General features: G+C 44.2%; 20 protein-coding genes and 2 pseudogenes. 14 read left to right on the forward strand and 8 right to left on the reverse strand.

The annotated features are described in order from the left end of the window. Positions 1 to 32 precede the first annotated feature (32 nt). From rluE to GKR61_RS05760, 8 genes and pseudogenes are all read left to right on the forward strand, one after another. Positions 33 to 683 (forward strand): 23S rRNA pseudouridine(2457) synthase RluE, encoded by a 651-nt coding sequence (gene rluE, locus GKR61_RS05725; protein ID WP_108477969.1) that lies wholly within the window; start codon positions 33 to 35, stop codon positions 681 to 683. Next, positions 676 to 1,125, forward strand: a complete 450-nt coding sequence (locus tag GKR61_RS05730; RefSeq protein ID WP_036953134.1) for an NUDIX domain-containing protein — start codon at positions 676 to 678, stop codon at positions 1,123 to 1,125. Before rluE ends, GKR61_RS05730 begins: the two co-directional genes overlap by 8 nt. Positions 1,126 to 1,208: 83 nt before the next feature. After that, the gene (gene mnmA / locus GKR61_RS05735; RefSeq protein WP_036953133.1) at positions 1,209 to 2,330 is read left to right on the forward strand and encodes a tRNA 2-thiouridine(34) synthase MnmA; all 1,122 of its coding nucleotides are present in this window, start codon (positions 1,209 to 1,211) and stop codon (positions 2,328 to 2,330) included. Positions 2,331 to 2,332: 2 nt separating this feature from the next. Beyond that, positions 2,333 to 2,959 carry a high frequency lysogenization protein HflD gene (gene hflD, locus GKR61_RS05740; protein WP_336426608.1) on the forward strand — a complete coding sequence of 209 codons (627 nt, stop codon included), beginning with the start codon at positions 2,333 to 2,335 and terminating at the stop codon, positions 2,957 to 2,959. A gap of 17 nt (positions 2,960 to 2,976) precedes the next feature. After that, positions 2,977 to 4,347 (forward strand): adenylosuccinate lyase, encoded by a 1,371-nt coding sequence (purB, locus tag GKR61_RS05745; RefSeq protein ID WP_036953131.1) that lies wholly within the window; start codon positions 2,977 to 2,979, stop codon positions 4,345 to 4,347. Positions 4,348 to 4,554: 207 nt separating this feature from the next. Beyond that, positions 4,555 to 5,229 (forward strand): two-component system response regulator PhoP, encoded by a 675-nt coding sequence (gene phoP, locus GKR61_RS05750; RefSeq protein WP_036953130.1) that lies wholly within the window; start codon positions 4,555 to 4,557, stop codon positions 5,227 to 5,229. A 1-nt stretch (position 5,230) separates the two neighbouring features. Then, a pseudogene (gene phoQ, locus GKR61_RS05755) lies at positions 5,231 to 6,688 on the forward strand (two-component system sensor histidine kinase PhoQ). Between the two features lie 156 nt (positions 6,689 to 6,844). Then, positions 6,845 to 7,969, forward strand: coding sequence for a ribosomal protein uL16 3-hydroxylase (locus tag GKR61_RS05760; protein WP_036953128.1), 1,125 nt, complete (start codon positions 6,845 to 6,847; stop codon positions 7,967 to 7,969). 94 nt (positions 7,970 to 8,063) lie between these two features. On the opposite strand, the gene pepT is transcribed toward GKR61_RS05760, so the two are convergent. Then, a complete protein-coding gene (gene pepT, locus GKR61_RS05765; protein ID WP_036953126.1) occupies positions 8,064 to 9,308 on the reverse strand; it encodes a peptidase T in 1,245 nt (414 codons plus the stop codon). 230 nt (positions 9,309 to 9,538) lie between these two features. Here pepT and GKR61_RS05770 point away from each other — a divergent pair, with 230 nt between their 5' ends. Next, positions 9,539 to 10,249, forward strand: coding sequence for an SDR family oxidoreductase (locus tag GKR61_RS05770; protein WP_036953124.1), 711 nt, complete (start codon positions 9,539 to 9,541; stop codon positions 10,247 to 10,249). A gap of 53 nt (positions 10,250 to 10,302) precedes the next feature. On the opposite strand, the gene cobB is transcribed toward GKR61_RS05770, so the two are convergent. After that, on the reverse strand, positions 10,303 to 11,127 hold the full coding sequence (gene cobB, locus GKR61_RS05775) for a Sir2 family NAD+-dependent deacetylase (protein WP_036953415.1): 825 nt from the start codon (positions 11,125 to 11,127) through the stop codon (positions 10,303 to 10,305). A gap of 289 nt (positions 11,128 to 11,416) precedes the next feature. On the opposite strand from cobB, the gene GKR61_RS05780 reads away from it, so the two are divergent. Further along, entirely contained in the window at positions 11,417 to 11,914 is a 498-nt protein-coding gene (locus GKR61_RS05780; protein ID WP_036953122.1) for a TIGR00645 family protein, read from the forward strand. A 72-nt stretch (positions 11,915 to 11,986) separates the two neighbouring features. On the opposite strand, the gene GKR61_RS05785 is transcribed toward GKR61_RS05780, so the two are convergent. Continuing rightward, complete coding sequence (locus tag GKR61_RS05785; protein ID WP_154599463.1) at positions 11,987 to 12,964, reverse strand: alpha/beta fold hydrolase; 978 nt, start codon at positions 12,962 to 12,964, stop codon at positions 11,987 to 11,989. Positions 12,965 to 13,172: 208 nt separating this feature from the next. Here GKR61_RS05785 and GKR61_RS05790 point away from each other — a divergent pair, with 208 nt between their 5' ends. The 3 genes and pseudogenes from GKR61_RS05790 to GKR61_RS05800 all read left to right on the forward strand — a co-directional run bounded on the left by GKR61_RS05790 (position 13,173) and on the right by GKR61_RS05800 (position 15,705). After that, positions 13,173 to 13,781, forward strand: coding sequence for a TetR/AcrR family transcriptional regulator (locus GKR61_RS05790; RefSeq protein WP_036953120.1), 609 nt, complete (start codon positions 13,173 to 13,175; stop codon positions 13,779 to 13,781). A 31-nt stretch (positions 13,782 to 13,812) separates the two neighbouring features. Continuing rightward, positions 13,813 to 14,994, forward strand: a complete 1,182-nt coding sequence (locus GKR61_RS05795; RefSeq protein ID WP_154639634.1) for a GDSL-type esterase/lipase family protein — start codon at positions 13,813 to 13,815, stop codon at positions 14,992 to 14,994. A gap of 163 nt (positions 14,995 to 15,157) precedes the next feature. Next, a pseudogene (locus tag GKR61_RS05800) lies at positions 15,158 to 15,705 on the forward strand (class IV adenylate cyclase). Positions 15,706 to 15,759: 54 nt separating this feature from the next. Here GKR61_RS05800 and lolE read toward each other — a convergent pair. From lolE to lolC, 3 genes are read right to left on the reverse strand one after another with little or no spacing between them, the layout of a single operon-like run. Then, positions 15,760 to 17,007: a lipoprotein-releasing ABC transporter permease subunit LolE gene (gene lolE, locus GKR61_RS05805; protein ID WP_036953114.1), complete on the reverse strand. Its 1,248-nt coding sequence runs from the start codon at positions 17,005 to 17,007 to the stop codon at positions 15,760 to 15,762. Further along, positions 17,007 to 17,708 carry a lipoprotein-releasing ABC transporter ATP-binding protein LolD gene (lolD, locus tag GKR61_RS05810; protein ID WP_036953112.1) on the reverse strand — a complete coding sequence of 234 codons (702 nt, stop codon included), beginning with the start codon at positions 17,706 to 17,708 and terminating at the stop codon, positions 17,007 to 17,009. Before lolD ends, lolE begins: the two co-directional genes overlap by 1 nt. Then, positions 17,701 to 18,903: a lipoprotein-releasing ABC transporter permease subunit LolC gene (gene lolC / locus GKR61_RS05815; protein ID WP_154639635.1), complete on the reverse strand. Its 1,203-nt coding sequence runs from the start codon at positions 18,901 to 18,903 to the stop codon at positions 17,701 to 17,703. The genes lolD and lolC overlap by 8 nt, the downstream gene beginning before the upstream one ends. Positions 18,904 to 19,130: 227 nt before the next feature. On the opposite strand from lolC, the gene mfd reads away from it, so the two are divergent. After that, a complete protein-coding gene (gene mfd, locus GKR61_RS05820; RefSeq protein WP_154639636.1) occupies positions 19,131 to 22,577 on the forward strand; it encodes a transcription-repair coupling factor in 3,447 nt (1,148 codons plus the stop codon). Between the two features lie 81 nt (positions 22,578 to 22,658). Here mfd and GKR61_RS05825 read toward each other — a convergent pair whose 3' ends face one another. Continuing rightward, positions 22,659 to 23,021, reverse strand: a complete 363-nt coding sequence (locus tag GKR61_RS05825; RefSeq protein WP_154599459.1) for a tetratricopeptide repeat protein — start codon at positions 23,019 to 23,021, stop codon at positions 22,659 to 22,661. Between the two features lie 11 nt (positions 23,022 to 23,032). Next, entirely contained in the window at positions 23,033 to 23,635 is a 603-nt protein-coding gene (gene umoD / locus GKR61_RS05830; RefSeq protein WP_036953106.1) for a UmoD family flagellar biogenesis regulator, read from the reverse strand. Between the last annotated feature and the right edge of the window lie 413 nt (positions 23,636 to 24,048).

The following is a 24,048-nucleotide window of genomic DNA, read 5'->3' on the forward strand; positions in this document are numbered from 1 at the left end:
CCATTACATGAATGACTCTCAATAAAAGTATTATGAACGCACCTAATCGCAAGCATACTAAGAAAACTGCACCACATTCAAAGCAACGTCGTTCATTGGCAACGAATTCATCTTCTCGCGTGGCACGCCCAACCCAGCCGCGCAAAGTGATTATTTTCAATAAACCATTTGATGTACTCCCGCAATTTACGGATGAGCAAGGGCGGGAAACGTTAAAAAACTATATTCCCATCTCTGATGTTTATGCTGCTGGGCGTTTGGATAGAGACAGTGAAGGTCTGTTAGTCCTCACTAATGATGGAAAATTACAAGCTCAGCTTACCCAACCGCAGAAAAAAACAGGAAAAATCTACTATGCTCAAGTAGAAGGTATCCCCGATGAAAGCGCCCTCGCAAAATTTCGTCAGGGATTAACCCTAAATGATGGACCTACCCTACCCGCAGGCATCGAGTTAGTCAGTGAGCCAGAATGGTTATGGGTACGAGTTCCACCGATCCGTGAGCGTAAGAACATTCCCACATCTTGGTTAAAGATCACGCTTTATGAAGGAAGAAATCGACAAGTTCGTCGAATGACTGCCAATATTGGTTTTCCCACATTGCGATTAATACGCTACGCCATGGGAAATTTTACGCTCGATAACTTATCTTCCGGCGAATGGAAGGAGGTCACTGTTGTTTAAACCCAATGTTACTGTTGCCACCATTGTCCACGCCAAAGGGCGTTTTTTAGTGGTTGAAGAGTGGATAAATAATAACCCCACATGGAATCAACCCGCAGGACACCTTGAAGCCGATGAAACGTTAGTACAAGCTGCGGCTCGCGAGCTCTATGAAGAGACGGGCATTATTGGTGAGCCTCAGACATTAATTAAAATTCACCAATGGATAGCCCCCGATAAAACCCAATTTATTCGCGTCTTATTCGCCCTTGAACTGGATGCCCCTTGCGAAACCCATCCCCACGATGATGATATCAGCGCTTGTCATTGGGTTAGCGCGGAAGACATCCTGACTAGCCAATGCCTTCGATCCCCTTTAGTGGCCCAAAGTATCCGCTGCTACCAAGAAGGTACTCGCTATCCTTTGAGCGTTTTGGCCGCCTTCGGAGAGCATTACGAATAACATTATTCTCCTAACGCTGGTGCAATAAGGGGGCAACGTGCTAAAGTATGGGGCTTGATTTTTCCGCATTGAGACTATTTCCCATGTCAAATAACAGTACCAAATCAGATAACAGCCAAATTAAGGTCATCGTCGGTATGTCCGGTGGTGTTGATTCATCCGTTTCCGCTTACCTGCTCAAGCAGCAAGGGTATCAGGTGGTCGGTCTGTTTATGAAGAACTGGGAAGAAGACGATAACGAAGAATACTGCACCGCGGCGACTGACCTTGCAGATGCACAAGCGGTATGCGACAAACTCGGTATCGAACTGCGCACCATCAACTTTGCCGCTGAATATTGGGACAATGTATTCGAACACTTTTTAGAAGAATACAAAGCCGGTCGTACCCCAAACCCAGATATTCTGTGTAACAAAGAGATCAAATTTAAAGCGTTCTTAGAGTTTGCTGCCGAAGATCTGGGCGCAGATTATATTGCAACGGGTCACTATGTGCGTCGCCGTGATGTTGATGGCAAAAGCCAGCTATTACGGGGCTTAGACAATAATAAAGACCAAAGCTACTTCCTGTATACCCTCAGCCATGAACAAGTGGCAAAAAGCTTATTCCCAGTGGGTGAATTAGAAAAACCTGAAGTACGTCGCATCGCTGAAGAAATTGGCTTAGTGACTGCGAAGAAAAAAGATTCTACTGGAATCTGCTTTATTGGTGAGCGTAAATTCCGCGATTTCCTCGGACGTTATCTCCCTGCTCAACCAGGTCCAATCGTCACCGTTGACGGTGAAACCATTGGTCAGCACGAAGGGTTGATGTACCACACATTAGGTCAACGTAAAGGGTTAGGCATTGGCGGCACCAAAGACGGTTCTGAAGAGCCATGGTATGTAGTCGATAAAGACGTTGAAAAAAATCAATTGATTGTAGCGCAAGGTCATGAGCATCCACGTTTAATGTCTACAGGCTTAATTGCTCAGCAATTAGATTGGGTTGATAGACAAACATTAACTGAGCCATTGCGCTGCGTGGTGAAAACCCGTTACCGTCAAGCGGATATCCCTTGTACAATCACCCCATTGAGCGCCGAGAAAATCCAAGTCACTTTCGATTATCCGGTTGCAGCTGTTACTCCGGGACAATCTGCGGTATTTTATATCGACGAAGTCTGCCTCGGTGGCGGCGTTATTGAAGCCCGTATTCAGGAGTAAATGTGGCTAAAAACTATTACGATATCACGCTAGCCTTAGCGGGTATCTGCCAAGCAAGTTTGATGGTACAAAAGCTCGCTCATGAAGGCACCTTTAATGAGCAAGATGGTAAAACCATGGTCAATAGCCTGACCAACATGAATCCATCCACCACACTGGATGTATTCGGTAATGACGAAGCGAATTTAAAAACCGGTTTAACTGCCCTGCTTGGCATGTTAACCGGGGGTAATAGTGGGATCTCTGCAGAGATGACCCGCTATATGCTTAGCATCATGGCGCTAGAACGCCACTTAAGTAAAGATGACAATGCCATGAACCAACTCGGTCAACGAATTGAGCAATTTGAGCGTCAAGCTAGCTATTTCGAACCGATGTCTGAAGGTGTTTTTAACGCACTCGCCGGAATTTATGTGGATGTAGTCAGCCCAGCAGGTCCTCGAATTCAAGTGACCGGCTCCCCTGATATTCTGAAAAATACCGTTGTTCAAGCCAAAGTTAGAGCCACATTGCTCGCAGGTATTCGCTGTGCAGTTCTCTGGCAGCAAGTTGGTGGAAGTCGCCTCCAACTGATGTTTTCTCGAAGCCGTCTGTCTAATCAGGCGAAACAAATTTTGTCTCACCTATAAATCTGGAGTTGCTACCAATGGAATTATCCTCACTGACCGCTGTATCCCCGATTGACGGCCGTTACGGTGATAAAGTCAGCGCTTTACGCACTATTTTTAGTGAGTTTGGCTTACTGAAATTTCGTGTGCAAGTTGAAGTTCGCTGGCTGCAAAAACTGGCTGCAACCGCTCAAATCAAAGAAGTTCCTTCATTTGATGCTGACGCAATCGCTTACTTAGATGAAATCGTCGCGAACTTCTGCGAAAAAGATGCAATGCGTATCAAAGAAATTGAACGCACAACTAACCACGATGTTAAAGCAGTAGAATATTTCCTGAAAGAAAAAGTGGCGCACATCCCTGCTCTGCATGCGGTCTCTGAATTTATTCACTTTGCTTGTACGTCGGAAGACATCAATAACCTGTCCCATGCCTTAATGCTGAAAACCGCTCGTGAAGAGGTTTTACTACCACAATGGCGTCAAATCATTGATAAAGTTAAAGCGATGGCGCACGAATACCGTACTTTACCTTTACTGTCACGTACTCACGGGCAACCAGCAACACCATCCACTATTGGTAAAGAATTTGCTAACGTTGCGTACCGTTTAGAGCGTCAATACCGCCAGTTAGAGCAAGTGGAAATTTTAGGTAAAATCAATGGTGCCGTTGGTAACTATAACGCCCACATTGCCGCTTATCCTGAGGTTAACTGGCACGAATTCAGTGAAACATTCGTAACCTCACTGGGCATTCAATGGAACCCGTTCACAACCCAAATCGAACCACACGATTATATCGCAGAACTGTTTGACTGTGTGGCGCGTTTCAACACTATCGTGTTGGACTTTGACCGTGATATCTGGGGCTATGTTGCTTTAAACCACTTTAAGCAAAAAACCATTGCCGGTGAAATTGGCTCATCCACCATGCCACACAAAGTTAACCCTATCGACTTCGAAAATTCAGAAGGTAACTTAGGTTTAGCAAACGCGGTATTAGGTCATTTAGCAAGCAAATTGCCAGTTTCTCGCTGGCAGCGTGACCTAACTGACTCAACCGTTCTGCGTAACTTAGGTGTCGGTTTAGGCTATGCCCTGATTGCTTACCAATCCACAATGAAGGGCTTGAACAAATTAGAAGTTAATGAACAGCACTTACTGGATGAATTAGATCAAAACTGGGAAGTGTTAGCGGAGCCAATCCAGACAGTAATGCGTCGTTATGGCATCGAAAAACCGTATGAAAAACTGAAAGAATTAACTCGTGGTAAACGCGTTACCGCTGAAGGCATGAAACAGTTTATCGATGGTTTAGAACTTCCAGAAAGCGAAAAAGAGCGTCTGAAAGCGATGACGCCAGCCAACTACATTGGCTATGCGATTAATTTTATTGATGAAATCAAGTAATCAATAGTTATTCAAGCAGGCGGCATTCGTGTCGCCTGTTTTTTCTATTTATTTGTTTAACCCGTTTTCCAAAAAATCTCAGATTCGACTATTTTTCCGATCTGTTTGACTTATATTTAGTTAAGATCTTGTTCCCTATCCCATCTCTTTCTACCATACTCATTATAATATTCTCATTTGCATGCTTTCTTTATGTGAGGTTCTCAGATGCGCATTCTTATCGTCGAAGATAACGCCCTACTTCGTCACCATTTAACCGTTCAGCTCAAAGAATTAGGTCATCAGGTAGATTCTGCTGAAGATGCAAAAGAAGCGGATTATTTTCTGAATGAAAGCCATCCCGATATTGCAGTCGTGGACTTAGGTCTTCCAGATGAAGATGGGCTTTCTATGATCAAACGCTGGCGCAGTAACCATGTCAGCATTCCGCTCCTCGTCCTAACTGCACGAGAAAGCTGGCAAGAAAAGGTTCAAGCTCTCAATAGCGGCGCTGATGACTATGTCACCAAACCTTTTCAACTAGAAGAGCTGGTCGCACGGATGCAAGCATTGATGCGCCGTAACAGTGGATTAGCCTCCCAAGTGCTTGAACTTGAAAACTTTGTTATTGACCTTTCCCGTAAAGAATTCACCGTTAATGGTGAGTCGGTCAAACTCACTGCATTTGAATACACCATTATTGAAACCTTGCTGCGCAATAATGGAAAAGTGGTCAGTAAAGACTCCCTCATGCGCCAGCTCTATCCAGATGCAGAGTTACGGGAAAGCCACACTATCGATGTACTTATGGGACGTTTACGTAAAAAAATCCAACAGTTCCATGCCCAAGAAGTGATTGTGACTGTTCGAGGTCAAGGCTACCGTTTCGATGTGAACAGCTAATATGAAACTGCGTAAATTTAGGTTCAAACCCATCTCTTTACAGGCGCGTTTTATTTGTGCGACGTCAGCCGTCATTCTGGCGCTAACCCTCGCTTATGGGATTGTCGCTGTTGTGGGTTATTTGGTCAGTTTTGACCGAACGACCTACACGTTACTACGTAGCCAAAGTAACCTAATTTACAGCCTTGCTCAGTGGCAAGATAATAAAATTGATATTCGCGTTCCCCCAAACTTTACGTTGAACAACCCCTCGTTGATCATTATTTATGATAAAAATGGGCAAACTGTCTGGCGCCAACGAGAAGTCCCCAGCGTCGAGCGTCTTATTCAACTCGATTGGTTAAAAAAGAATGGGTTATACGAAATTGATACCGATTTCGATGAGACGCGCCAATTGATGAACAATAACCCGGACTACAGCCATCGACTCAATGATATAGATAATATCGATGAGCCATTAACTCACTCCGTTTCAGTTAACCAGTATTTAGAAACTGAAACCATGCCAGCACTGACGATTGTCGTCGTCGATACGTTACCTCAAGACTTACAAAGCACGGGCGTTGTCTGGGACTGGTTTGGTTACGTGTTACTCGCCAACTTTATACTGGTGATCCCGCTGTTATGGCTTGCAGCCTATTGGAGTGTGCGCCCCATTAAGTCACTGATTTCGCAAATTAGTAGCCTTGAAAAAGGGGAGCGAGAAACGCTGGATGAAAACCCGCCCGCAGAACTGCGAGGCTTGGTACGGAATTTGAATATTTTGCTGAGTAACGAACGCAAGCGCTATAGCAAATATCGCACTACATTGTCCGATTTAACCCACAGCCTAAAAACCCCGTTGGCCGTATTACAATCCACATTGCGGCTTCTACGTTCTGGTAAGCAAATGACCATCGAACAAGCAGAACCTATCATGTTGGAACAAATAGGACGCATTTCTCAGCAAGTTGGCTACTATTTGCATCGCGCCTCGAATCAGGGGGATGAAAACCTGATGCTGCGGGAAATCGCTTCAGTACCTTCTATCTTAGATAGCCTCTCTAGCGCACTGCATAAAGTGTACCTCAACAAAGGTGTCTCCATCACCGTCGATATCTCCCCTGAAATCACATGGCTGGGTCAGCCTAATGATTTTATGGAAGTGATGGGCAATATTATGGAAAACGCCTGTAAATATTGCCTTGAATTTGTGGAAGTCACTGCCCTTGTCAATCACGATAGCCTAACCATTTTTGTGGATGATGATGGTCCTGGCGTCCCAGAGAGTAAGCGCAGCATGATATTTATGCGAGGACAACGCGCTGACACCCTAAGACCAGGGTAAGGTTTGGGGCTATCAATAGCGGTGGATATCATCGACCAATATGATGGCGAAATTACCATTTCAGATAGCCCACTTGGCGGTGCTCGTGTCGCCGTCACCTTTAGGCAGCAAGCGGTGATTGAAGATGCTTAGGTCTTGAATTGAGATAGCTAGGGCATAAACGAAGATAATTCACTCATCTGTAGATGAAGATGGCTAATCTGTGAACTGACGCCCTCTAAGCCCTGTTTTACAATCCATTTCCGGTATACTATTTAGGAAGTTTTGTCATAACTAGGGAACAATAAGATGGATTATAAACTGAATCTTGACTGGCAGAGTTTTCTGGACAGTCATTGGCAGAAACGACCTCTGCTTATCAAACAGGGTTTTACGCGTTTTATTGATCCTATCTCGCCTGATGAACTCGCGGGATTAGCGATGGAAGATGAGGTTGATAGCCGTTTAGTCAGCCATCAAAATGGGCTCTGGCAAGTCGCCCACGGTCCATTCGAAAGCTACGACCATTTAGGTGAAGAAAACTGGTCAATCTTGGTTCAAGCCGTTGACCACTGGCACTACCCAAGTGCGCAACTGATGAAACCTTTCCGTGTCCTTTCTGACTGGCGTATGGACGATTTAATGATCTCCTACTCCGTTCCGGGTGGTGGTGTAGGTCCTCATCTCGACCAATACGATGTATTCATTATTCAAGGCGAAGGTCGTCGTCACTGGCGTGTTGGGGAAAAAATCCCAATGAAGCAACACTCCCCACATCCTGATTTACTGCAAGTGCAGCCTTTTGACGCCATTATTGACGAAGAGATGGAACCCGGTGATATCCTGTATATCCCACCTGGATTCCCCCACGAAGGTTATGCCATTGAGCCATCACTGAATTTCTCTGTCGGTTTCCGCGCGCCTAATGCTCGTGAATTAATGAGCAGCTTTGCTGACCATTTAATTTCCAATGATTTAGGCAGTTATCGCTACAGCGACCCTGACCTTTCTTTCCGTGATAATCCGGCTGAAATTTTGCAAGGCGAACAGATTAAGCTGCGCGAAATGATGGAATCACTGATTCATGATCCAGAGCTATTCCGTAAGTGGTTAGGTGAATTTATTTCTCAATCACGTCACGAGCTGGATTTGGCACCGCCAGAGCCGCCTTATGAACAAGATGAGATTTATAATTTATTGAAAGACCAGCAAGAAACCCTATATAAACTCAATGGGTTGCGCGCTCTTCGTGTGGGTGATCAATTCTTTGTTAATGGTGAGTCTTTAGAGACTAAATGCTATGAAGCCGCTGATAGCCTGTGCCGTTTCGATTCCGTCAACCATGCAAATCTTGGTGACGCGTTAGATGATGTCAATTTTATTGCCTTAATGACAGCATTGATTAATAGCGGATATTGGTATTTTGACGACTAATTAGTCCTATAATTAACCACCAACAAACAGCAAATACCCCGAATATCATCACATCGGGGCATTTGCTGTTTTTTATATTAAGCACGCATCAAAACTATTTATCAGTATTGCGTTTTGCATGAATAGCCGTTAATTCCGCAATTCTCATAATCACGCTCACCGCCTGCTCCATTCCTTCTTGAGTAATAAACTCATGTTTACTATGGAAGTTATAGCCACCAGTAAAAATATTCGGACATGGTAAGCCCCGGTATGATAGCTGCGCTCCGTCCGTTCCCCCACGGATAGGCTTGATAACAGGCTCAATATCACAGTCCAGCATCGCTTGTTTCGCTAATTCAACAACATGCGGATATTTCATCACTTCTTTATGCATATTGTAGTAGCTATCATCCAATGTCAGCTCGATATAGCAGCTTGGGTGCAGCCCTTCACCCACTTTTTCCGCGATACGAATAATATTTTTCTTTCTCGCTTCAAAATTGGCTAAATCAAAATCACGGATAATGTAGTTCATTTCCGCTTTTTCCACGTTACCTTTAATGGACGTTAAGTGATAAAAGCCTTCGTAACCTTCCGTATTTTCAGGTGTTTCATCCGCCGGTAACATAGAATGGATTCGCGTTGCTAAACCCAACGCATTGACCATCACACCTTTGGCGCTACCAGGATGGGTATTGTTACCCACAATTTTAATAGAGACGTTGGCAGCGTTAAAGTTTTCGAATTCAAGTTCACCGACACCACCACCATCAACGGTATAAGCCCAGCGAGCATCAAATTCTTTAAAATCGATATGTTGTGCACCACGACCAATTTCTTCATCTGGCGTAAAGGCAACACAGATTTTTCCGTGTGGAACATTTTGCCCTTCTAAACGCACAATCGCGGTAATAATTTCTGCGATACCCGCTTTATCATCCGCCCCTAATAAGGTTTTGCCATCGGTCATAATCAGCGTTTTGCCAATCATTTCGTGCAATACAGGGAACATAACGGGGGATAAAACTTCATCACCAATGCCCAGAGCAATATCGCCACCACGATAATTCTCAAGCACTTGCGGGCACACATTTTTGCCCGAATAATCTGGGGCGGTATCCAAATGCGAAATGAAGCCTATCGCAGGCACATCCCAATCAACATTGGATGGCATGATAGCCGTTAAACAGCCATGTTCCGACAGCGTCACTTTTTCAAAGCCAAGGATATTTAATTCTTTGGCTAACGCGCGGGCAAATTTTAGCTGGCCAGTGCTACTAGGTACTGTTTTTGCATTCAGTTTTGATTGTGTATCAAACGCAGTGTATTCAAAAAACCGCTCCAAGAGTTTGTCCATACTTCCTCCCCCTAAATATCAATGGGGATATTATGGGAAAGATCACAGAAACAATTATTGTTTCAAATCAGATTTGCAGCTAAAGAGTGAGGAAGATAACTAATTAATTTAATTTATTGTTCATTTTGAGCTGCACTTTTGGATAACGCAACGCGTTAAGTACCATGTTATATAATGGCTATCTTATATAACGAAATGCGCTATAGAATGATTTTTAAGGTGGGAATACGATGGCAAAAACATTTTTAATTTATGGTGTCAGTAAAGGGTTAGGTAAAGCATTAGTTGAAGGAGTGCCTGACCAAACTGATACTGTGTACGGTGTTTCTCGCACTGAACCGCCTTTTGGTGGTGCGCAATTTCACTGGATATCCGCTGATCTTAGTGATATTCAATCGGCTTCAATTATCAAAAAGCAGCTAGGCGAAAAACCCATTGATACCCTAATTTATAATGTCGGCATTTGGGAAAAACTCGCCTTTACTGAAGAATATGATTTCGAGTCCACCAGCGATATTGAATTACTCACCATGATCCAGACCAATATCGGTGCCTGCCTGTTGAACTTGAAAGCACTTCTTAGCAACTTGCGTTTAGGCACCAATAGTAAAATTATTTTAATTGGCTCTACGTGGGGGTTGGATAATCATAATGGTAAAGAAGTCACCTTTAGCGCAACCAAATATGCCTTACGTGGGATTGTACAATCACTGAGAGAAACCTTGCGCCAAGATAATATTGGCATTTCTATTTTGAATTTAGGTTATCTCGCCACGGAATATCCGTTATCTATGCCAGTGAATGAGGTGATTCAAAAAAGTGAAGGTGCGTTAATTCCGCTGCAAGATGTGGTCAATGCCGTGCGCTTTATTCTTAGCACCAGCAGCGCCACCTGCGTAAAAGAAATTACCATGCCCGCCATGTTAGATGAAAACGTGTGATATCAATCTAATTTGCTCGGTGCATAAAAGGGAGCAAAAGCTCCCTTTTATGTTTATTCTTCGCTGTTTAACTTTGCCAGTAAGTCATCCACATATTCACTAACCACTTTACTCGCCAATCCATAATGGCGCTCTTCAAACTCGCTTTCCACTTGGCTTGGTTCTAAATTCAGTTGTACCGTATGAGCACCTTGTAAACGCGCTTCATGTACAAACCCTGCCGCTGGATAAACATGCCCCGATGTTCCGATGGAAATAAACAGTGTGGCATCTCCAAGTGCTTGGTAGATCCTGTCCATTTCAAACGGCATCTCACCAAACCACACAATATGCGGGCGTAATGGCTGTGGGAACTGGCAGCAATGGCAACGCTCTTCTACGGATAAATCCCCTTTCCATTCGAGGACTTGGTTTGACCAATTACAACGTACTTTTAATAATTCACCGTGCATATGCACCACGCGCTTGCTACCCGCACGCTCATGTAAATTATCAATATTCTGTGTCACTAGCAGGAATCTATCCCCCAGCGCTTGTTCTAATTTTGCTAATGCGTAGTGCGCTGCATTCGGTTGAATATTATCTTGTTGCAACTGGCGACGACGTTCATTGTAAAAGCGCTGAACTAATTGTGGATCACGAGCAAATCCTTCAGGTGTTGCCACATCTTCCACGCGATGCTCTTCCCATAAACCATCTGCCGAACGGAAGGTTTGAATCCCTGACTCTGCAGAAATACCCGCACCGGTTAATACAACCACGTTAATGTTTTGCATACTGAGCAGTCTATTATCAATGTAGTAAGAACGATTGCGAAGTCGCTGACGGCGTTTACATTTATTTTTACTTATTTTTTTCAATCTACGGCGAAATCGCAACATCGGAAATTTCCTTTCATCCTTGCAGTGAATTTGTCGGTATAAAAAGTGGAAATATAAACATGGTAAATTATGTTATTTATACATAATTTAGATAGTAACATACTAACCCCCTTCATCTCCTGCAAAGTAAAACAAATATCTCAATAACCTCGATTTAATAACTTTTTTATCATCAAAAAGACATTTTTTTCACTTTCAGATGACAAAAAACTTTATCCCCATCACACCTAACGGCTAAAATAGCCGCCATCTCACTATTTTGGTTTCTCTTATTTGAAGGATTTCCATGGAAAAGTTTTTTGAAAGAATGATGTACGCTTCACGTTGGATCCTTGCGCCCATTTATTTGGGACTATCACTGACATTGCTGGCGTTAACCATCAAATTTTTCCAAGAAGTATTTCATATTCTGCCAAGCATTTTTAGCATTCCAGAATCTGACTTGATCCTCACGCTGCTATCTCTCATTGATATGGCGCTGGTGGGTGGATTACTGGTGATGGTGATGTTCTCAGGTTACGAAAACTTCGTCTCTCAATTAAATTTGTCTGATCATCATGAAAAGCTGAATTGGATTGGGACTATGGATGCGACGTCACTGAAAAATAAAGTGGCTGCCTCCATTGTCGCCATCTCATCCATCCACTTATTGAAGATTTTCATGAACCTCAAAAACGTCGAAAACGATAAGTTGATGTGGTATGTGATCCTTCATTTAACCTTCGTGCTGTCGGCGTTTGTGATGGGTTATTTGGATAAAATGACCAAGAAAGCTAAGTATTAGTTCTCTCTCAATACACACGATTCGGCATAAAATAAGGGAAGCTCACTGTAGCTTCCCTTTTTGTTTCAAATATTATTGTTTCAAGAACGGTAAAATGTGGCTCATTAACTGTTCAGGACACTCCTCCGTCACGAAATGACCACACTCCCCAAGCATCGCCCCTTGTAATTGGGTTGCTCGCCCCTGTAACGTCAATTGCGGCGCATCTCGGGTTGCCTGATCCGCCCCAATCGCCAATACTGGCATGGTGAGCTTTTTCTGCGCTCGCTGTTTATTTTGCTCAATCGTCTGTGGAATAGCACGATAATAGGCAAAACCAGCTCGCAGTCCCCCCGGAGAAGCATACGCATCAATATACGTCTGTGCGGCAACGCGATCACGACGATAAGCCCAATTATCAAAAATAAAGTTAAGATACTCACGCTCTTTACCTGCCGTCAGCATTTCTGGTAAATCTCGTACTTGGTTGAACATAAAATGCCAGAGGAAAATATTCTCCTCAGGATCAACAAAAATCGCTGGCGCAGGTGCTAATCCCGGAATAACCGCTTCGGTTAAGGCAATCTTTTTCACGTCGGCGGGATAATCACTGGCCAGCGCATACCCTACCCACATACCAATATCATGCCCTATCACCGAATAGTGAGTATGACCCAGTTGCTTCATCATTTCGTGCAATGTGGTTGCGGCAGCGCCCGTATCATAACCACTTTCTGGCTTATCAGAATACCCTGTTCCCAATGGATCAACAGCAATAGCGGTATAACCATTAGCAGCGAGATCCGTCATCACATATCGCCACGTGTACCATGTTTGTGGCCAACCGGGGATCAATAAAATTGGCTCACCTTCCCCAGCGGTAACATAGTGAAGGCGCTGCCCGTTCACTTTCACATAGTGATGTTTAAAGCTGGCCTCATTCGCTTCAATGGTTGGAGGCGTAGCACTTTTGGCTGTTTGAGTTAGGTTTCCTGCTGCTAACGTAGCTGTTGCTTGCAAAGAGAGCGTCATCAGAGAAACGAGTAACACCTTTTTAAATACCGAATTCATATTTGTTCCATACACTTTTATGTGGGTAAAAAGCCACTCATTCACGAGTTGCATTAATTGTTTGTCGATCAGCAATGAATAGGTTAAAGGTTTTTTTAATTCTTTGTCAATCGATAAAGAATAATTATTTGTCATTCGACAAAGAAGTGATAGTATGAACGCATTCTCATTCAGCGCATCATTATCATGTATTAAGAGGAGCATCGTTATGGCGGGAAGACCGAGAGAGTTCGACAGAGACGCGGCATTGAATAAAGCTAAATTTGTCTTTTGGCAAAGAGGTTATGAAGGTACGTCGATGTCAGATTTAGTCTCTGCTCTAGGCATCGCTTCTGCTCGCATTTATGCGGCATTTGGCTCGAAAGAAAACCTATTTCGCGAAGCTATCGCCCTGTATCTAAGCCAAGAAGGCGCTTTTGCTGATACTGCGTTACAAGAGCCTAATACGCGTCTAGCAATAACACAGTTATTAACCCAAGCTGTCGAAACTTACACCCAACAAACGCATCCACAGGGGTGCATGGTAGTTTTATCACTGACCAACTATGCCAGTGAAAATGAAAACATTATGTCTTGGCTAGCGAATTACCGGAAAGACCGTACCACCGCCATCATACAACGTTTAAATAAGGGTGTAACTCAAGGGGATTTACCCAAGGAAACGAACACCCAAGTACTTGGCGATTATATATCGACACTATTTCACGGCATTTCGATTCAAGCTCGCGACGGGGTGAGTAAAGCGCATTTACTCGCGATGGTTGACGTTGCTATGACTGGGTTTGATTCCTTTATCTCAGCATCAACTGCCCACTGATTATCCACTTCAATTTTAGGAAAAAATTGCTATGTCCTCATTCGGTTCATCTCCCAGTCGTGCATGGGTTTGCACATGGCTTTCAACATCTCAACCCACCACCGGTGAGGCATTTCCGTTTCCATTGGAGATCCCAACCTTATTGAATAACCAAACCCTACAGCAAACGCTGCGCATCACATTAGGCGGGCAACAATTACGCCTTGTGTTTTCGAATCGTTATGGCTCTCAGCCCCTAGTATTGGGTGAAAATGTCATTCTTGTAAAATCACCATCTGGCCAGTCATGGAGCGCCCCTGTTCTGTTTAATGGGCAATCCGGTGTTTCTATCCCCGCAGGGCAAGTGGTGTACAGTGATGAAATCATCCATCCTATTAACGATTTGTCTGAAGTCACCCTACGAACCTATCTACCGAATCCTACGCTTATAGAGACCTTTCATTGGGATGCACGACATTATTCTCAATTAACATCGGGTAACGGTGTTCATTCCAAAATGATGAAAGAAAGCCTACCAATCAGTTCGCGTTTATTATTAGAGGCTGTTGAAATTCAGAATCAGGCGCCAAGCCAAGCGATTGTCGTTATTGGCGATTCCATGGTGGATGGCAATGGTGTCGAAATGGGAACTTATCGCCGTTGGGTAGATTTTTTTGCTGAGCGTACCGTTTCTCAGCACACAGCGGTGATCAATGCGGGCCAATCGGGTTCTCGCTTACTCAAAGATGGTATTGGCATCAGTACATTATCTCGCTTTACTCGGGATGTTATTGAGCAAGCTGGCGTAACCATTTGCATTGTACAAGTGGGTCTCAATGATATTGGGCTTGCACAAACCGCTCTAGCGCCTGCGGATATGACGCCTTCCGCTAGCCAGTTGATTGAAGGTTATCGTCAATTACTTGATATGGCGCATCAGCATCATATTCGCGTTGTCGGCGTCACGCTTGTTCCGCTACGCGGTGCAGACGAATATGGATTAGATAACTTCTATACCTCCGAAAAAGAAGCTATTCGCCAAGAAGTGAACGAATGGATACGCACTAGCGATGAATTTGATGCAGTAATTGACACTGAACAACTTGTGCGCGACTCGCAAAATCCTCAACAATTAGCGCTAATCTATGATTCTGGGGATCATCTCCACCTTAACCACGCAGGGCATCTGTTGGTTGCGAATTCAATTTCCTTTGATACTGTTATTGGAGTTTAAAACAGTCATTAGCATTGAAACCATAGGTATGAGAATAACTTTTCGTACCTAATTATTCCGCTATTCTTTGATACAGCTTAACATTACCTTCAGCCACGCCATCATTCCCTATGTTACTATCCACCGACCTAATCCATCATTTAAAACAGCCTTGGATAATAGAATGAGTGACCATTTTATCGGGAAATTTGAAGTCGAAATTAAGTTCAAACTACCCAATTCTGACACTTTTCTTAAGCAGCTTATCAATGATAATGCTGAAGCATTTACCGTAATCATGAGGTTGATGACTTTTTTGACTATCAAGATGGGCAGTTAGCCGCGCAAAATATCAGTATGTCCGTGCGGGAGATGACACCCTCAGGGATTAAACTCTGGATAGTCAAAGGACCAAGCAGTGCCGAGTGTAAAGCGATTGATATTGCAGACTGCCAACATGTCAAAAACATGCTGAACACCTTGGGATATCAATGTTACCTAACGATTGCTAAACAGCGCAGTATCTATTTTCTGGATGATATTCATATCACCATTGATTACTTGGAAGGTATTGGTTGGTTTGCTGAATTTGCGATTATGACAGACGATGAGAGCGAGTTAGACAACTTGTACACCAAATTACTGTCTACCGCGCAACACTATGGTTTTACAGAAGCATTAATTGAAACTCGCAGCTATAAGCAGATGTACCTTGAGAATTTGATGAAATAGCCTTAGATAACATGATGAAATAAGGCGCGACTGTTTCCACTCGCGCCTTATTGATTACTGACCGCTTAGAATGCGGGCTGGGTCTAACTTACTTGCGCGTCTTGCTGGATACCAGCTAGCTAATAAGCTCAGAACAACCGCGGTGGACAGCACATAAATCACATCCATCACATGCAGTTCGGAAGGCAGGAAGTCAATAAAATAGATATCCCCTGATAAGATAGGATGACCGATAATCACTTCAAGTCCCTTAATTATTGTGGTTAAATTCAAGGAGATTAGTACCCCCAGCACCACACCGATAAGTGAACCAACCAGCCCCCCGATTAAGCCATACCACAGGAAGATTGCGCGAATTTGCCTATCTTTTGCCCCCAATGTCCGCAGAACTGCAATATCACTGCTTTTATCTTTGACTGCCATCACTAGCGTAGAGACAATATTAAAACAAGCGACCCCGATGACTAAAATCATCGCCAAGTACATGACACTACGAACCACTTGAATGTCGTTGTACATATAGCCGTAATCGCCTATCCAGCTTTTCACGACCACATGATGCATCGTTTTAAGCCCAGCGTCATACACCACTTTATCGGCTTCGAAAGGATCTTTAGCTTTAATTTCAAAACCGCTAATGCCGTTTCCATAACCGAGATATTCCTGTGCATCCGCTAGCGGAACTAAAGCAAGCTGATGGTCGAGTAATCCACTTAAACGAAAAATTCCCGTCACTTGGACACGAATACGCTTAGGTTGCTGAATTTTCATGCTGTCATCGGTATTCGGAATCATAATTGTTATCCAATCCCCGACTTTTACATTCAGCGAATTCGCCACCCCTTGCCCTAAAATGATTGACTGTTTACCCGCCTCAAAATGTTGCCACGCATCATTTAGGATAAACTCAGGCAATGCACTGACTTGGGATTCCGTCTCGTGAGAAACGCCCATAATCTGGATGGCTTTCAGGTTCGCGCCGCGCTCAAGTAACCCCGTAAAATTCACATAGGGGCTGACCCCTTGCACACCCGGCGTTTTACGGATCACATTTTGGGCAAATTCCCAATCTTGATAAGGGGCTTCAACCGCGTAGATTTGCCCGTGAGGCACCACCGAGAGCACGCGGTTATTCAGTTCTCGCTCAAAGCCATTCATGGCACTTAAGCCGATAATTAACACCGCCACACCTAAGACAATGCCAAGGGTCGAAACAATCGACACCAAAGACACCATTTCTGTCCGGCGACGTCCTCGGCTAAATCGCAATGCCGCTAATAGCGTCAGAGGCATTTTAATCATTACATTGCCCCCAGCGTAATTTCCTGTTGCAAATGACCATCACGCATTTCTAAACGTCGGGATAGACGACTCGCCAGTTTCATATCATGGGTGACCACTAAAAATGCCGTTTTTTGCTTGCGGTTTAGTTCACCCAATAATTCAAAAATCGCATCCGCATTACGCAAATCGAGGTTACCTGTTGGTTCATCCGCCAGCACTAACGCGGGGTCATTCACCAATGCACGAGCAATAGCAACACGTTGGCGCTCACCACCAGATAATTCAGATGGGCGATGATTGGCTCGGTGCTCTAACCCTACCGCTTTTAACATTTCGGTGGCTTTCGCAAACGCCGTTGCTTTCGCAACACCGCCAATTAACAGTGGCATCGCCACATTTTCTAATGCTGTAAAATCAGGTAATAAATGGTGGAATTGATAAATAAAACCGAGGTCTTTATTACGAATTGCCGCACGGGCGTCGGAAGAAAGCTGATTAATCTGCTGCCCACGGAAAATGACATTACCTTGAGATGGCGTATCTAACCCGCCAAGCAGGTGTAATAAGGTACTTTTACCGGAACCTGAGCTACCCACGATAGCCATAGTTTCGCCTTCATTCATCGTGAAGCTGACATTCTTTAACACTTCTGTGGAGAGTGCGCCTTCTTGATAAATCTTACTTAAATGTTCACAGACCAGAAGTGGTTGGTTATTCATATCGTAAAGCCTCAGCAGGTTGTACCGCTGCCGCACGCCAAGAAGGATAAAGCGTCGCCAGCAAAGAAATCAGCATCGCGCACAGCGCAATAATTAAAATACCCGGATAATCGAGTACAATCGGGAGTGCCACTCCCCGTGGTAATAAGCCAATTAACGGCATAATTACGTTCAATTGGCTCGATAGCAGCGTACCCAACACGGTACCAATCAATGTACCGATAATGCCCGCGCCCGCACCTTGGATCATAAAGATAGTCAGGATTTTGCTACGTTTGAGCCCTAAGGTTTTCAAAATCGCCACTTCGCCTTGTTTTTCCATGACTAATAAGGATAACGACGTAATGATATTAAAGGCCGCTACCGCGATAATCAGGCTCAGCAGCAGACCCATCATGTTTTTTTCCATTCTTACTGCTTGGAAAAATTCGCCTTTACGCTCACGCCAATCTGTCCAAACTAACCCTTCCGGCAGTGTCTGTTTGCTCGCCACATCCACTTGCAGAGGTTCGTCCAGATATAAACGCCAGCCAGTAATGTTTCCGGTTGGGTAACGTAGCATTCGCGCTGCATCAGGCTGAGCAACAATCAATTCGCTCGTATCCGCTTCACCATTCGTTTGAAAAATACCCGCAACCGTAAATAAACGCTGACTAGGTATACGCCCCATTGGGGTTAATTGGCTCACGCCGGGAATAATCAAGCGTACTTGGTCGCCGCGTTTTACGCCGAGGGTTTCCGCCAGTCGATTACCGAGAAAAACATTGTATTCCCCATCGATTAAATCACGGCGATCTCCGCTTATCAGCTTATCGAGTAACAAGGAGGACTCATCGGAACGAATTCCTCCCATCACTCCCACTCCTACGTTAGTTCGACTTTGTAAAACCACTTCCGACTGAACAATCGGCTCAATTTTCTTAACGCCTTTGAGGTTTTTTAAGTCCGTGATGGGATGTTGATTGGGATCGATATTTCCCGTATTTGAGGTCAATATGGCCTGTGGCATATAAGCAAGTATGCTATCTTGTAACGAACGTTCAAAACCATTCATCACAGACGTCACGGCAATCAATGCCGCAACACCAAGGGTTATGCCTATTGCCGACAAGCTGGACACAAGACGTCCAAATTTATCGACTGCGCGCCCACGCATATAGCGCAGACCTATAAAGAGTGAGACAGATTGATGCATGAAAACGTAATGTCCCTGTTGCCAAAGCGAAGTGTTCAGGGATAATAAAGGGTACGATTGATGAATGGAACCACCCAACCGCGCTTTTGTGGTTTTTTTTATTATAAATACTATTTGTTTAGATCACTTTCAGACTACTCAATGAGTTCTGTGGGTCGTTTAATTAATTTTTAATTGCCTAACTAATCATTAATTAACTAGTTAGCTATGAGAAGCTGAATATTTCTATGTCGTCAAATTATCGTTATGAACTGCCCAGTCGTGCTGGAGATGTCCGCCATTTAGGCTGCTTAATTGGTGCTGCGGGTCCCTTAGAATGCGCAGAAATGATTGAACGCCATCAAGGTCCTGTCGTGATTGTTACGCGTGATATGCAAAACGCATTACGCGTTCGTGATGAACTTCAACAGTTTACCCAACATCCTATAGAGACACTGTCGGATTGGGAAACGCTACCCTACGATAATTTTTCGCCGCATCAAGAAATCATTTCTCACCGTTTATCCACTCTATACCGCTTGCCAACACTGCAAAAAGGGGCGCTGATCCTCCCCGTTAATACCTTAATGCAGAAGGTATGCCCTGCTGATTTTCTAACGGGACATGCTTTAGTGATGGCTAAAGGCGATAAGCTCTCACGCGATAGCCTGCGAGACGAACTAGATAAAGCCGGATATCGCCATGTTGAGCAAGTACTTGAGCATGGTGAATATGCGATTCGCGGAGCATTACTCGACTTATTCCCAATGGGTAGCGACCTGCCATTTCGTATCGACTTTTTTGATGATGAAATTGATAGCCTACGCACCTTTGACGTCGATACCCAACGCACTTTAGAAGAAGTCAGCGCAATCAACTTGTTGCCAGCTCACGAGTTTCCGACCGATAAAGACGCTATCGAGCGTTTTCGTAGCCAATGGCGCGAACGTTTTGAAGTTCGTCGTGATCCGGAACATATCTATCAGCAAGTGAGTAAAAACACCCTGCCAAGTGGGATTGAGTATTGGCAGCCACTGTTTTTCGCTGAACCGTTGCCCTCTTTATTTGAATATTTACCCGCTAACACCCTGTTTGTTTCGCAAAATCTGCAAGAACCCGCAGAGCGGTTCCAGCAAGATGCTCAGCAACGCTATGAAAGCCGTGGTGTTGACCCAATGCGCCCATTGCTTCCCCCTGCCGAGTTATGGTTAACCGTCGAACAGCTGAATCAAAACTTAAAAAATTGGCCTCGGGTACAGCTGTCTACGGAAAAATTACCGAAGAAAGCCGCCAATACCAATTTAGACTATCAGCCACTTCCGGATATTAGCACTCAAGGGCAAAGTAAAAACCCATTAGAAAAACTGCGTCAGTTCACCGAACAGTTTGATGGCACGATTGCGTTCTCCGTGGAGAGTGAAGGACGCCGAGAAACGGTGAGTGAATTACTCGCTCGCCTGAAAATCCGCCCTGAAATTATCAGCAATTATTTTGATCAAACCCAAGACCGTTTTGCCATTACGATTGGCGCAGCAGAGCACGGCTTTATTCAGCCAGAAAGCCACCGCGCATTAATTTGCGAAAGCGATTTACTGGGTGAACGAGTTGTTCGCCGCCGCAGTGACCAACGCCGCACCATCAATACCGATACGCTCATTCGTAACCTTGCAGAGCTACGCCCAGGTCAACCCGTGGTTCATATTGAGCATGGTGTCGGACGCTATCAAGGCTTAATCACCTTAGAAGCGGGTGGTGTTCCCGCCGAGTATTTGATCCTCACCTACGCAGGCGAAGATAAACTGTATGTCCCTGTTTCTTCATTACATTTAATTAGCCGCTATGCAGGTGGAGCCGATGAAAATGCACCGCTGCATAAGTTGGGTAGTGACAGTTGGGGACGCGCTCGCCAAAAAGCGGCGGAAAAAGTGCGAGATGTGGCAGCCGAACTTCTGGATATTTATGCTCAGCGAGCCGCAAAAGCCGGATTCGCCTTCAAACATGATAAAGAGCAGTACCAAGAATTTTGCCAAGGTTTCCCATTCGAAACTACCACCGACCAAGAGATGGCGATTAATGCAGTATTGAGTGATATGTGCCAGCCTCTGGCAATGGATCGCTTAGTCTGTGGCGATGTGGGCTTTGGTAAAACAGAAGTCGCCATGCGAGCTGCATTTTTAGCGGTCAACAATAATAAGCAAGTGGCTGTACTGGTTCCTACCACTCTACTAGCCCAGCAACATTATGATAATTTCCGCGACCGCTTTGCAAATTGGCCAGTACGTATCGAAATGCTATCGCGCTTTAAAACGGCCAAAGAGCAGCAACAAATTATTGCGGAGGCCGCAGAAGGCAAAGTGGATATTTTGATTGGTACCCATAAATTGCTACAAAGCGATATTCAATGGAAAGATCTGGGTTTACTGGTAGTGGATGAAGAGCACCGTTTCGGAGTTCGTCATAAAGAGCGCATTAAAGCGATGCGTGCTGACGTGGATATTCTGACCTTAACGGCGACACCTATTCCACGTACCCTGAATATGGCGATGAGTGGTATGCGGGATTTATCAATTATCGCAACCCCACCCGCTCGCCGCTTAGCCGTAAAAACCTTTGTTCGCCAATATGATGATTTAGTGGTGCGCGAAGCGATTCTGCGGGAAACCTTACGCGGCGGTCAGGTTTATTATCTTTATAATGATGTGGAAAATATCGAAAAAGCCAAAGCGCGTCTTGAAGCCTTAGTGCCTGAAGCGCGATTTGTTGTGGGTCATGGACAGATGCGAGAACGCGAACTTGAGCGAGTTATGACGGATTTCCACCATCAACGGTTTAATGTCTTGATCTGCACCACGATTATTGAAACGGGTATCGACATCCCAACCGCAAATACCATTATTATTGAACGTGCTGACCACTTTGGTTTAGCGCAGTTGCATCAGCTACGCGGTCGTGTGGGTCGTTCCCATCACCAAGCTTATGCTTACCTGCTGACACCGCATCCAAAAGCCATGACCACCGATGCACAGAAACGCCTTGAAGCAATATCGTCTCTTGAAGATTTAGGGGCTGGGTTTGCGCTAGCGACTCATGACCTTGAAATTCGTGGAGCTGGCGAGCTATTGGGGGAAGACCAAAGTGGGCAGATGACTACCATCGGTTTCACCTTATATATGGAGTTACTCGAAAGTGCGGTCGATGCACTGAAAGAAGGACGCGAGCCATCCCTGGAGGATCTCACCAGTCAGCAAACTGAAGTGGAACTGCGTATGCCAGTACTGCTGCCTGATGAGTATATCCATGATGTGAATATCCGCCTGTCTTTCTATAAACGTATTGCCAGCGCTAAAGATCAGACCGAACTGGATGAGCTGCGTATCGAGCTAATCGACCGCTTTGGTACCTTACCTGATGCAGGTAAATTCTTGCTGTCGACAGCAGGCATTCGTTTACAAGCGCAGAAACTGGGCATGAAGCGGATTGAAGCTCATGAGAAAGGCGGATTTATTGAGTTTAATGAACGCAACAAAGTCGATCCGATGTTCTTAATCAGCTTACTGCAAAATCAGCCGAAAACGTTCCGCATGGAAGGGCCTGTCCGTTTGAAATTCTTCCACGATTTAGCCGACAGAGCGACGCGTTTAGACTTTATCAAGCAGCTAGTCGCTGATTTTGATGAGCATCAGCTGGTATCGTAGGGGCAATCATCCTCAACAAAAAAGCCATCGATTCACTACGATTCGATGGCTTTCTTTTATGTAGTTTTAACCAATAAATGACTACTTTTTATTATCTATCGAATGACCTATCGCTTCTAAGTGTCCCAGAGCATCGCTATTGCCCTGCGCCGCAGATTTCTGAAACCATTCTAAGGATTGGTGAGAGTCATCAGATAAACGCTCACTGGTTTCATACATCATGCCCATCATATATTGCGCTTGAGCATGCCCTTGGCTAGCCGCTTTCAGATACCACTCAATGGCTTTTTCCTCATTCTCTTCAACGCCTTCCCCTACATCATACAGAGTACCAATCTCGTACTGTGCATCGAGGTCACCACTTTTGGCTTTCAACATGAGTTCATTAAATGAGGGGATATTGCGTGACCTGAAACCTAAAAATTCCAGTAATTTTTTCAGCATGCTTTCTCTTTCTACTCAAACATTCCAAAGGTATTTTTACCCGTTTTAACTTCCAGTACGGTAGACGGTTGGTAAGCTTTTGGTAGGTCATCTGGCTTCATACAGTAGAATGGCAAAATGCCTTTTGCCCCTTCACGCAGGGTTTCACATGCCGCTTTACTGGACATGGTTAAATCTAACTGCCCATTTTCATTTAGAGGAATAAACACCGTTGGCTCATACGGCATTCTCACTTTACCAATCGTATCGCCAATACGGTAAATCACATCATAACCCACAATAATCTGCTCTAAACTTTTGGTGATCACACACGTTCTTGGTTCATTGCTGGAGAATGGAGGTAGCGACCTGCCTTGTAAGGATTGGATCATCAAAATGGTTCTGCATTCGCGTTGAGCGGGATGCCAACGAGATAACGACTCTTGCGTGAATGTGCCTAAAATACCCGTGACCGAACAGTTTTCATGTTCCACCATACGCGTTGCCCTAATGGGTTCGGTAGATAAAACAGTGGCAATTTTTACTTCGTCACTGCGCACAAAAGAGAAATAAACGACAGCAATTAGGCAAACAACAACGAATGCGGCTAACAACAACTTAATTTTTAGCTTCATCGCTTGCCCTTTTTTTAAATAGTGAATGTGTTAGCTATTGTAGCTTATCTAGTATCAACTACATTAATTACATACAATAAATATGGTTTTTTAGATTAGTCTGAGTATGAGACATACATCTTATTTACTTACGCGTAATAAGTTTACCGTGAATAGTCGTAAATAATTAACTAAATCCATTTCAATATATTACACCAAATAAAAAGCCCACCTACTACTTTGTTTTATAACAAAAAAAAATAAAAACCCCAATGAATGGATATCATGAGCGATTTAAATTAACAATATGCTGCCTTTTTGTATTAAATCACACTTAACCCAAACTCATTAGGGTAATTAGCTGACTTTATGGCGTTTATTTAATGAATAAATATTTAAAATATATGTACCATTTTAACTGGGTCTATTATTTT

Origin of the sequence: Providencia sp. wls1916, from assembly GCF_009706585.1 — a bacterium.
GTDB lineage: Bacteria > Pseudomonadota > Gammaproteobacteria > Enterobacterales > Enterobacteriaceae > Providencia > Providencia lanzhouensis.

What these genes read in the sequence shown, in the direction of transcription:
- rluE (WP_108477969.1), top strand. Translation starts at nt 33, where the DNA reads ATGAACGCACCTAATCGCAAGCATACTAAGAAAACTGCACCACATTCA.
- mnmA (WP_036953133.1), top strand. Translation starts at nt 1,209, where the DNA reads ATGTCAAATAACAGTACCAAATCAGATAACAGCCAAATTAAGGTCATC.
- purB (WP_036953131.1), top strand. Translation starts at nt 2,977, where the DNA reads ATGGAATTATCCTCACTGACCGCTGTATCCCCGATTGACGGCCGTTAC.
- phoP (WP_036953130.1), top strand. Translation starts at nt 4,555, where the DNA reads ATGCGCATTCTTATCGTCGAAGATAACGCCCTACTTCGTCACCATTTA.
- GKR61_RS05760 (WP_036953128.1), top strand. Translation starts at nt 6,845, where the DNA reads ATGGATTATAAACTGAATCTTGACTGGCAGAGTTTTCTGGACAGTCAT.
- pepT (WP_036953126.1), bottom strand. Translation starts at nt 9,308, where the DNA reads ATGGACAAACTCTTGGAGCGGTTTTTTGAATACACTGCGTTTGATACA.
- GKR61_RS05770 (WP_036953124.1), top strand. Translation starts at nt 9,539, where the DNA reads ATGGCAAAAACATTTTTAATTTATGGTGTCAGTAAAGGGTTAGGTAAA.
- GKR61_RS05780 (WP_036953122.1), top strand. Translation starts at nt 11,417, where the DNA reads ATGGAAAAGTTTTTTGAAAGAATGATGTACGCTTCACGTTGGATCCTT.
- GKR61_RS05785 (WP_154599463.1), bottom strand. Translation starts at nt 12,964, where the DNA reads ATGAATTCGGTATTTAAAAAGGTGTTACTCGTTTCTCTGATGACGCTC.
- GKR61_RS05790 (WP_036953120.1), top strand. Translation starts at nt 13,173, where the DNA reads ATGGCGGGAAGACCGAGAGAGTTCGACAGAGACGCGGCATTGAATAAA.
- GKR61_RS05795 (WP_154639634.1), top strand. Translation starts at nt 13,813, where the DNA reads ATGTCCTCATTCGGTTCATCTCCCAGTCGTGCATGGGTTTGCACATGG.
- lolE (WP_036953114.1), bottom strand. Translation starts at nt 17,007, where the DNA reads ATGATTAAAATGCCTCTGACGCTATTAGCGGCATTGCGATTTAGCCGA.
- lolD (WP_036953112.1), bottom strand. Translation starts at nt 17,708, where the DNA reads ATGAATAACCAACCACTTCTGGTCTGTGAACATTTAAGTAAGATTTAT.
- lolC (WP_154639635.1), bottom strand. Translation starts at nt 18,903, where the DNA reads ATGCATCAATCTGTCTCACTCTTTATAGGTCTGCGCTATATGCGTGGG.
- mfd (WP_154639636.1), top strand. Translation starts at nt 19,131, where the DNA reads ATGTCGTCAAATTATCGTTATGAACTGCCCAGTCGTGCTGGAGATGTC.
- GKR61_RS05825 (WP_154599459.1), bottom strand. Translation starts at nt 23,021, where the DNA reads ATGCTGAAAAAATTACTGGAATTTTTAGGTTTCAGGTCACGCAATATC.
- umoD (WP_036953106.1), bottom strand. Translation starts at nt 23,635, where the DNA reads ATGAAGCTAAAAATTAAGTTGTTGTTAGCCGCATTCGTTGTTGTTTGC.